This is a genomic window from Streptomyces sp. NPDC057702 (assembly GCF_042799315.1).
Taxonomy (GTDB): domain Bacteria; phylum Actinomycetota; class Actinomycetes; order Streptomycetales; family Streptomycetaceae; genus Streptomyces.
The window spans coordinates 1-7536 of record NZ_JBHVJC010000047.1 but is presented as its reverse complement, the minus strand read 5'-3'; the positions used below and the strand labels follow the sequence as shown (position 1 = coordinate 7536).

The window sequence follows — 7536 nt, the reverse complement described above, 5'->3', positions numbered from 1 at the left end:
TGCTTTTTGTTGGCCGCGCCAGCGAGATGCCCGCGTGGTGGTGGGGCCCCGGGAATCTCCGGGGCACCCACCACCTCGTTCGTGTGGGGGGCGAGGGGCCGGGCGAGCTCACCGCCGCGCGCCACCGCCCGTACGGGCCCCACGGCGCCGCCAGGACGCCGAGCCGGCCCGTGACCGTCCATGGCGACCGGTCCTGGCACGTCCGTTGCCGACGAAGTCGTCGGTTCCGCCGTTCCTCGGTTCCGTGAAACCACCTCGCCCGTGGCATATCCCACGTTTGAGGCCGCGATATCACCCTTCATTTCCACTTTCGGCCTTTCCCGGTGAGAAGTAGTCATTCAGCGCGCACATCCTCCGATAAGCAGACGCACTCGCTAAAATTGAACCGAACAGTTCGACCGCACCCTCGACCGCAATCGAGAGAGGTAACTGTGTTCAGAAGCGCCGCAATCGGGAGAACCCTTTCCACCGTGATGGCGAGTGTCGCCGTCGCGTCGGCATTCATCGCGACGGGAGCCGGAGAGGCGACAGCGGCCCCCCGGGCGGGCTGCCTCAACGCCGTGGACCGGCAGGGCGTCGAGCTCTATTTCAACTCCAATCCGAACAGCGCGTCCCAGGGGTTCACGGACAACCAACCGACATTCGCTGATGACTACTTCATGTGTCGCGGAAACGGCAACGGCTACACCCAGGTGGTGAAGAACAACGCCGCCTACGTCACGAACTGGAACTCCCACAACCGCTACCGGATCTACTACAACACCAACTACGACGGCCCCTCCCAGACGTTCACCTGGGCGACCAGCGGGCCGCTGAACGACGAGCTGAAGAACAACAACGCGTCCGGAAAGTACGTGTGACCTGAGTTCGGAGCACTCTGACGCAGCGGGGAGTCGCGCGGTGGTGCGCGGCTCCCCGCCCCACCCCCGATGTCAGGAGGCACCTACCGTGCTGGCGCTCAGGAGGGCTCGGCGTGGATCAGCCGGGCGCCGGATCGTCGTGGCCGCCGTCGCGTGTCTAGCCGTCTCGTGCGGCACCGGCGGGACCGACGCGGGCCCGCCACGACGCGTGGAGCCGTCCACGACGGCGTTGCCCGACAACGCCGACCCACGTCGGCTTCGTCTGCCGCTCGACCGCTACACCCTCGACGACGCCTCCTTCCGACTGGTCGCCCGCGCCGCGGAACAGCTCAAGCGCGCGTGCATGGCACAGCACGGATTCCGGTACCTGCCGGAACCACCTCAGCCGCAGACAGGTCCGGTCGGAAACGAACGCCGCTACGGAATAGCGGTCCCGGAAAGCGCGGCCAGGTACGGATACGGTTTCCCGCCCGGGCGCGACCCGAAAAAAGTCGGTTCGACATCCGTGAACAACGGACTGTCGCGTGCGGCCAGGAAAGCGTTGCTGGGATTCGTACCCGCCGAGATACGCGACCTGAGCGAGGTGAAGACGGCCCGCAAAGGCGGCTGCGTCCACTCGGCGGAGGAAGAACTGGCCGCCGGCGCTCCGCCTGTGAACAACGAGATGCTGGTCGACGAACTCGGACGGGACACGTACGAGTCGTCACGCGCGGACAGCCGAGTGACGGAAGCGGTGCGCATGTGGTCCGCGTGTATGCGGGCACGCGGATTCCACTACGCCGCGCCGTGGGAGGCGACACGGGACCCGGCGATCGTCGGCGCCCCCTCGGGACCGGAGGCGGTCGAGGTGGCCTCGGCCGATGTGGTGTGCAAGACGACCTCGCGTCTCGTACCGACCTGGTTCGCGGTGGAGAGCGCCCATCAACAGCGGGCGATCAGACAGCACGAACGGGAGCTCCAGCGGATCGAGAGGCGCCATGCGACCGTACTCGCCCATGCGCGGGCGGCGGAAAGTAGATAGTTCCTAATAGGGACATGGCGTATGCCATACGACAGAGCATTTCAATGCGGTGATTTTTCGACAGGACCTCCTTCGAACCGCATCTGGTTTCATAACATCGCGATCTCAGTGCGGCACAGACTTGTACCGTTACGGCTCTTGCCGCTGTCCCGCCTCGGGAGAACCTCACTCGACAGGTACCGTAGGCGCGAGCAGCGCACGCCGGGCCCCCAACCGGTGAGACCGTAAGAGACGGAACAGGGCTGGAGCAGACATGGAAGAGCCGCGTCGCCTCGGCGGCCGGTACGAGCTGGGCTCGGTGCTCGGCCGCGGTGGCATGGCGGAGGTCTACCTCGCCCATGACACGCGCCTGGGCCGCACCGTCGCTGTGAAGACGCTACGGGTCGACCTCGCGCGCGACCCGTCCTTCCAGGCCCGGTTCCGCCGTGAGGCCCAGTCGGCCGCCTCGCTCAACCATCCCGCGATCGTCGCGGTCTACGACACCGGCGAGGACTACGTCGACGGCGTCTCGATCCCGTACATCGTGATGGAGTACGTCGACGGCTCGACCCTTCGTGAACTGCTGCACTCCGGGCGCAAGTTGCTGCCCGAGCGGTCGATGGAGATGACCGTCGGCATCCTGCAGGCGCTGGAGTACTCGCACCGCAACCAGATCGTCCACCGCGACATCAAGCCGGCCAACGTCATGCTGACGCGCACCGGCCAGGTCAAGGTGATGGACTTCGGCATCGCGCGCGCGATGGGCGAGTCCGGCATGACGATGACGCAGACCGCGGCCGTCATCGGCACCGCGCAGTACCTCTCGCCCGAGCAAGCCAAGGGCGAGCAGGTGGACGCGCGCAGCGACCTCTACTCCACCGGCTGCCTGCTGTACGAACTGCTCACGGTGCGGCCCCCGTTCGTCGGCGACTCCCCCGTGGCCGTCGCCTACCAGCACGTACGCGAGGAGCCGCAGCCGCCGAGCGCGTACGACCCCGAGATCACGCCCGAGATGGACGCGATCGTGCTGCGGGCGCTGGTGAAGGACCCGGACTACCGCTACCAGTCGGCCGACGAGATGCGCGCCGACATCGAGGCCGCGCTCGACGGCCAGCCGGTGGCGGCCACGGCCGCGCTCGGCGCGGCCGGTTACGGCGACGACCAGCCGACGGCCATGCTCCGGCCGCAGGACGCGGCGGCGCAGACGACCATGCTGCCGCCCACCCGCGACGACGACGGGGGCTTCGGCTACGACGAGCGGGGCGACCGGCACCGGGGCGAGAAGAAGAACCACACTTCCACGATCCTGCTGGTGCTCGCCGCGGTCCTGGTGCTGGTGGGTGCGATCTTCATCGGCAAGGCGCTGATGGGCGGCGGCAAGAACGACGACATGGTCGACGTGCCCAACCTCGTCGGCAAGACCCTCGCCGAGGCCCAGAAGACCGCCGAGAACGGTGACTTCACGGTCGAGGAGGGGGAGACGAAGTTCTGCAAGGAGCCCAAGGGCACCGTCTGCGAGCAGATCCCCGCCTTCGGCCCGGACGCCGAGATCAAGCGGAACGGCACCGTCCAGCTCACGATGTCCAAGGGCCTGGCCGTCACCAAGGTCGAGGTGCCCGACGTCACCGAGAAGCAGGTCGACAACGCCAAGAAGCTCCTTGAGGACAAGGAGTTCACGGTCAACGTCCAGCAGACCGAGTCCGAGGAGGAGCCGGGCAAGGTCCTGAGCCAGACCCCGGACGGCGGCACCAAGGTCCGCAAGGGCAGCGAGGTCACGCTGACGGTGGCCAAGAAGAAGGAGCAGGTCACCGTCCTGGACGTGCTGGGCAAGTCCGCCGACGAGGCCAAGCAGCTCCTGACGGGCCAGGGCCTGAAGGTCGAGACGCAGGAGCAGGAGAGCGCGGACAAGCCGGCGGGCACGGTCATCACCCAGACGCCGACCGGCGGCACCCCGGTGGTGCCGGACTCCGTGGTCACCCTGACCATCGCCAAGGCGCCCGCCGGAGGTGACGAGGGCGGCGAGGAGGGTGGCAACGACGGTGACGACACCGCCGCCCCGGTCCAGGTGCCCGCGCTCACCCAGCAGAAGCTCGGCGACGCCCGCACCACGCTGGCCGACCTCGGTCTCACCGTCGGCAACATCACCGGCCCGCAGGACGACAACGCCATCGTGCTGATCTCCCAGCCCGGGGCGGGCAGCCAGGTCCCGCCGAACACGGCGGTGAACCTCACCACGATCGCCGGCCGCCCCTCGGGCGGCGACAACGGCAACGGGGACGAGGGCGGCCACGGCGGCTGGTTCGGCTGATCCCCGATCCCGGACCGGGCGGCGCCAGCTGACCCCAACGGCCCGTCGTACGCGCTGGAAGGCGCGTACGACGGGCCGTTCTCATGTGGTCGCGGGGTACGCCGGGCGCTCGCGTACGGCGGGAACGTCGGTAGGGGACGGCGGCACGGGGCGGCGGTACGGGACGTCAGCACGGGGCCGCGGTACCGGGTCGCGGTCGGACCGGGGCGCTCAGGCGCGCTGTGGGCGACTCGGAGCGGAGGCGGGCGCTTCGGGCGGTCGGGCGGGCCGGGGGCGCTGAGGCGGCGTGCTACGGGCGGGATGGGGGTGGTCAGCGCAGTTCGGCGGGTTCGGTGCGGTGCTCGTCGACCTTCTCCGTGCGCTCCAGCTCGGCCCACACGATGTAGCGGTGCCGCGAGGTGTAGACGGGGGTACAGGTGGAGAGCGTGAGGTAGCGGCCGGGGCGCTTCTTGCCGGACTCCCGGGGCACCGGGTCCAGGACGTCCACGTTGAACTTGGAGGTCTCCGGGAGCTTGGCGTAGACCCGGTAGACGTACCAGACGTCGCGGGTCTCGAAGACGATCGGGTCGCCCTCGTCCAGCTTGTCGATGTTGTGGAACTTCGCGCCGTGCCCGTCGCGGTGGGCCGCCAGCGTGAAGTTGCCCGTCTCGTCCCAGGGCATCGCCGACTTGACCGGCTTGGTGTAGAAGCCGGCGACGCCGTCGTTGAGGGTTCTGGTCGCGGTGCCCTTCTTGACGAGTATGTCGCCCTCCTTGAGCGCGGGGGCGCGCAGGAAGCCGATGCCGTCCCGGGTGTCGAGCGCGCCCGGGCCCTTGGCCCAGTTCTCGCGCACCTTGTCGCTCTGCTTCTTCGCCTCCCGGTCGGCGAGCACGTTCGTCCACCACAGCGAGTAGACGACGAACAGCGCGAGCAGCACACCCACCGTGATCAGCAGCTCGCCGAAGACCCCCACGGCGGTCGCGACGCGGCTTCGGGTACGGCTGCCTCGCGGCGGTGCGGCGCCCGGCTCGCCCCGCTCGTCCTCGTCGGTCCGTACCACCGGTCCTACCTCGTTCCCTCGTCTTCGTCGAAGCGCCCTCGCACTCCGGCCGAACGCCCCTGGTCCCGGGCGGTCACCGGCCGCTCACTTCACCAGCGGGTCCGGTTTGCCCTGAGAGCGGGGGCGCTCTTCAACCATCTTGCCCCACACGATCATTCGATACTTACTGGTGAATTCCGGTGTGCACGTCGTCATCGTGAGATAGCGCCCCGGCCCGGTGAATCCGGAGCCGGGTGGTACAGGGCCGATCACACCGATGTTGGACGGCGAGGTCTGCGGGAGGACGGCGGCCATCTCGTACGTGTAGTACGCGTCCTGGGTCTCCACGACGATGGGGTCGCCGGGCTGGAGCTGGTTGATGTAGCGGAAGGGTTCACCGTGGGTGTTGCGGTGACCGGCGAGGGCGAAGTTGCCCCGCCTGTCCGCCGGCATGGCGGTCCTGAGCGCTCCGGTGCCGTAGTGGCCGACCATGCCACGGTCGAGTACGTCGCGCTTGTCGACGCCCTCGGCCACCGGGGCCACCACGTCGAGCTTGGGGATGTAGAGGATCGCGAACCCCTCACCGGGTTCGAAGTCGCCGGGCGCGCGCTTGTCGTCCTGCGCCCACTGCTTCTGTAACTTCTCCTTCTCCTGCGCCGCCTGCCGGTGCGCGATGATGTTCGTCCACCAGAGCTGGTACGCCACGAACAGCAGCATCAGCACCCCGATGGTGATGAACAGTTCGCCGAGCCCCCGGCTGACCCGGGTGGCCACGCCGGGTCTGCGCGCCCGCTCGGCCCGCCGCGCCGCCAGCCGTGTCGTGGGCGGCCCCGTGGCGGCGGCGACCGCGCCGGCCGGCGTCGTGCCGGGGCCGGGGCCGTCCGCGCGCCGGGCGGGGGCCCGTCCGCCGGTCCGGCCCGCGGCCTTGCGGGCGGCCTTGCGCCGCGCGGCCCGGCCTCCGGGCGCGGCGTGGTCGGCCTCGGTGACCGGTTGCTCGGGGGGTAACGGGAGAGGGGCGTACGCCGGTGGCTCCGCCCGGCGCAGCGTCATCGTCTCGGCATCGACCAGCGGCGGCATGGGTCCGGGCCCGGGGGCGCCCCGGCGCTCCGGGGCGGGCAGGCGCAGGCCCACCGTCTCCTCGTGGCGGGGCGGGCCGCTCACGCCCCGGCCGGCCGCGCTGGCACCGCCGCCACCAGCGGCGCCCTCGCCGGTGTCGGGCGCGGCGGCCACGCCGTCGGGGCGCGGTGGGGTCACGCCCCGACCTTGCCGACCACCGGCGCCAGCCCCACCGCCCGCTCCAGCGCGCCCGCGTCGCCGCACCGGGTCAGCCAGTTCGCCAGCATGAGGTGGCCCCACTCGGTGAGGACGGACTCCGGGTGGAACTGCACGCCCTCGACGGGCAGCTCCCGGTGGCGCAGGCCCATCACGATGCGATCCGCCCCGCCCGCCGGGCCCTCGGCCCAGGCGGTGGCCGTCAGCTCGGCGGGGAGGGTGCCGTTCGCGACGGACAGCGAGTGGTAGCGGGTCGCGGTGAACGGCGAGGGCAGCGAGGTGAAGACGCCGGTCCCGTCGTGGGTGACGGGGGAGGTCTTGCCGTGCAGCAGTTCGGGCGCGCGGTCCACGACGCCGCCGTAGGCCACGGCCATCGACTGCATGCCCAGGCACACGCCGAACACGGGCAGCGCGGTGCTCGCGCAGTGCCGCACCATGTCCACGCAGACCCCGGCCTGCTCCGGGGTGCCGGGGCCGGGGGAGAGCAGGACGCCGTCGAAGCCGTCGTCGGCGTGCGCGGGCTCCACCTCGTCGTTGCGCACCACCTCGCACACGGCGTCGAGTTGGTAGAGGTACTGGACGAGGTTGAACACGAAGCTGTCGTAGTTGTCCACGACGAGAATGCGCGCGGTCATCGGATGCCTGCCGTTCCTGCCATATCGGTTCCTGCCGTCGCCACGGTCACTCATCAAGCGTTACGTCGTTGAACGGCAGCAGCGGCTCCGCCCACGGGAACACGTACTGGAAGAGCACGTAGACGACAGCGAGCACGAGCAGCAGGGAGATCAGTGCCCGCACCCACGCGTTGCCCGGCAGGTGCCGCCAGATCCAGCCGTACATGCTGCCCCTACTTGCCGATGAGCCGATGGATGAGTCGCTTGCGCAACCAGAGTAAGGGGCCGGGTGGCGGGGTCGGGGGCCAGCCGGGCAAGAGGTGGACGACGCTCCGCACCGGGCGCGACCGGGGCCACGGCGGGCGGGCGGCGCGGCGCCGACGGACGGGCCTGGCCGTGGGGGCGGGGGCGGGGGGCCGGGCGCCGGCGGCCACGCTCGGCGGGCCGACGCGCGGCCGTCCCCG

At 70.2% G+C, this 7536-nt stretch carries 7 protein-coding genes; 3 read left to right on the top strand and 4 right to left on the bottom strand.

What is annotated here, in order from left to right; translation table 11 throughout:
- Window positions 1-473 precede the first annotated feature (473 nt).
- From ACFVFR_RS28290 to pknB, 3 genes are all read left to right on the top strand, one after another.
- Window positions 474-860, top strand: a complete 387-nt coding sequence (locus ACFVFR_RS28290; RefSeq protein ID WP_383706764.1) for a hypothetical protein — start codon at window positions 474-476, stop codon at window positions 858-860.
- A gap of 229 nt (window positions 861-1089) precedes the next feature.
- Entirely contained in the window at window positions 1090-1881 is a 792-nt protein-coding gene (locus ACFVFR_RS28285) for a hypothetical protein (RefSeq protein WP_383706762.1), read from the top strand.
- Between the two features lie 253 nt (window positions 1882-2134).
- Window positions 2135-4168, top strand: a complete 2034-nt coding sequence (pknB, locus tag ACFVFR_RS28280) for a Stk1 family PASTA domain-containing Ser/Thr kinase (RefSeq protein WP_383706760.1) — start codon at window positions 2135-2137, stop codon at window positions 4166-4168.
- 310 nt (window positions 4169-4478) lie between these two features.
- Here pknB and ACFVFR_RS28275 read toward each other — a convergent pair whose 3' ends face one another.
- From ACFVFR_RS28275 to ACFVFR_RS28260, 4 genes are all read right to left on the bottom strand, one after another.
- Window positions 4479-5207, bottom strand: a complete 729-nt coding sequence (locus ACFVFR_RS28275; RefSeq protein WP_383706758.1) for a class E sortase — start codon at window positions 5205-5207, stop codon at window positions 4479-4481.
- An 84-nt stretch (window positions 5208-5291) separates the two neighbouring features.
- On the bottom strand, window positions 5292-6506 hold the full coding sequence (locus ACFVFR_RS28270; RefSeq protein ID WP_383706756.1) for a class E sortase: 1215 nt from the start codon (window positions 6504-6506) through the stop codon (window positions 5292-5294).
- Window positions 6437-7093, bottom strand: a complete 657-nt coding sequence (locus ACFVFR_RS28265; protein ID WP_383706754.1) for an aminodeoxychorismate/anthranilate synthase component II — start codon at window positions 7091-7093, stop codon at window positions 6437-6439. The genes ACFVFR_RS28270 and ACFVFR_RS28265 overlap by 70 nt, the downstream gene beginning before the upstream one ends.
- Before the next feature lie 46 nt (window positions 7094-7139).
- Complete coding sequence (locus ACFVFR_RS28260; protein WP_383706752.1) at window positions 7140-7298, bottom strand: hypothetical protein; 159 nt, start codon at window positions 7296-7298, stop codon at window positions 7140-7142.
- Between the last annotated feature and the right edge of the window lie 238 nt (window positions 7299-7536).